This is a genomic window from Moorena sp. SIO3I6 (assembly GCF_010672095.1).
The window spans coordinates 1-1,951 of record NZ_JAAHHU010000919.1 but is presented as its reverse complement, the minus strand read 5'-3'; the positions used below and the strand labels follow the sequence as shown (position 1 = coordinate 1,951).

General features: G+C 43.6%; 2 protein-coding genes and 1 pseudogene. All 3 read right to left on the bottom strand.

All coding sequences use genetic code 11. From position 1 onward, the window contains the following. Positions 1–324 precede the first annotated feature (324 nt). The gene (locus F6K49_RS44450; protein WP_293108326.1) at positions 325–573 is read right to left on the bottom strand and encodes a hypothetical protein; all 249 of its coding nucleotides are present in this window, start codon (positions 571–573) and stop codon (positions 325–327) included. Positions 574–696: 123 nt separating this feature from the next. Further along, on the bottom strand, positions 697–888 hold the full coding sequence (locus tag F6K49_RS44445) for a hypothetical protein (RefSeq protein WP_293108323.1): 192 nt from the start codon (positions 886–888) through the stop codon (positions 697–699). A 208-nt stretch (positions 889–1,096) separates the two neighbouring features. After that, positions 1,097–1,951: pseudogene (locus F6K49_RS44440) on the bottom strand (dienelactone hydrolase); the annotation flags it as partial.

Here is a 1,951-nt window from a genome sequence, read left to right as displayed (position 1 = left end):
TATCGCACTCGCTATAGTTGGGAGGCAATAACGCCCAATGGTTTTTGTTTCCGCTCCCAGCGCTGGTACAAAAGTCCTAACACCCCGATTCTTAAAGCCAAGAAACATATAGACCGCGAGCTAGCGATATATCAAATCAAAGATGTGGTTGGCTGGGTTTAGTGACTATAGCATTTATCAAATAGGTGAGGTACACAAGTTGTGGATTTTAGGGAACAGGGAATAGGGAATAGGGAACAGGGAATAGGGAATAGGGAACAGGGAACAAAGAATAAATCTTGTGTACCTTATGAATAAGATAAATGAATATTATTACCGCTATCCTTAAAAAGGACGAGTATCAAAACACTTATGCCCAATTGTGCCATCAGGAAAGAAGTAAAGAGGACAATACGGTAATTCTATGCGTATGCTCTCAAAGGTTATAGGCTCCTGCTCCGGTTCGTCATTATTCGGCCAACGAATCCTGCGACTTTTACCACCGACAACATCAGCCATTTTATGATCACTACTGTCAGAGACAAAGCTGTCACTTTCTAACCTCTCGGTGAACCCTAAATCAGAGATTTCCATGATAACTATATATCCAATTAATTTTTATTAATTCTTGATATCAAATTCTCCCATGGCTAATATAAAAGTCTTGCCATATTGGCCATAAGTTAAAAAAATTGAGAATCCTCAACTACCAATTAATTAAGGGAATCGGGAATCGGGAATCGGGAATCGGGAATCGGGAATCGGGAATCGGGAATCGGGAATCGGGAATCGGGAATCGGGAATCGGGAATCGGGAATCGGGAATCGGGAGTAGGGAATCGGGAATCGGGAATCGGGAGTAGGGAATCGGGAAAACTAGACCTATGCGCAAAAATAAATATGAAATCAAAATCTATCCCTTTTGTATGCATGCCTTTTGCCTTGTCAACACCCACGGTTTATGAGACTTATGCAAGAGGTCTACTGATCTGACGCCCCATCTCCCCATCTCCCCATCTCCCCATCTCCCCATCTCCCCATCTCCCCACACTCCCTATTCCCTATTCCCTATTCCCTATTCCCTACTCCCTACTCCCTACTCCCTAAAACTATTAAACTTAACTGATGCGAGTTGCTTTTTCCCGGTACTTGTTTACAAGTTTAGTGAACAATTCATTCAGCTGTTCAATGCAAAAACTATTCGGGGTCATCATTTTAATGTTAGGATAAAAATAGAATTGACTTGAGCTGATAGACCCAGAATTTACGTCCTTAAAGTTGATAGCAACCTGCTGATTTCCCACGGATATAACTTGAAACCAAGTCGCCATGCTTGCGGGTAATTTTGTACTCAGACGCAAGGAAATTTTGGGACTTGACAGAGATTGAGCGTAGGCTGGGGTTAAAAATGGTTCATAGCGTTCAGCTTCTGGAGTTAGCTGCATAATAAACCCTAAACTTACACCTTTGACCAGTTGCCGCAGGCTATGGGCATCCTCCCCAACCACCTCTTTGACTAACGTACTTCTAGCGATCGCATCGTTAAGATTCTTCGGGTCAGTCACACTGAGGTGAGTGCCACCAATAGCGCTAATCAAATACTTAGAACCCCCCAACTGATTAAAAGACCGTAACTGATGGTCTAGCGCTGGTGTAATGGCATCCTCGGTACCGGTTAACATTAAAGTTGGTACAGTAACATGACGCAAACCCTTAGTACCAAACAAACGCCCCGTTACGCTATTCAACGCGATCGCTTGCACCACTCGCTGATCAGTAAGATTAACCTCGTCTTCTGGTAAATCAGCCGCTGCACATTGGAACCAATCTGCTGGGGATCTGCCCACAGGAGAGCGATTTTTACAAAACTGTCGCAGTTCCTCTAAATTTAGTTTTCCCCCAGCCAACGCTAAAGCCGTGTAGCCCCCCAATGAATGACCAATAATTGTAACTTGTTGAGTATTCAGTTTCCC

Excerpts from the sequence above, each read along its gene's own strand:
- F6K49_RS44450 (WP_293108326.1), bottom strand. The coding sequence starts at position 573 with ATGGAAATCTCTGATTTAGGGTTCACCGAGAGGTTAGAAAGTGACAGC.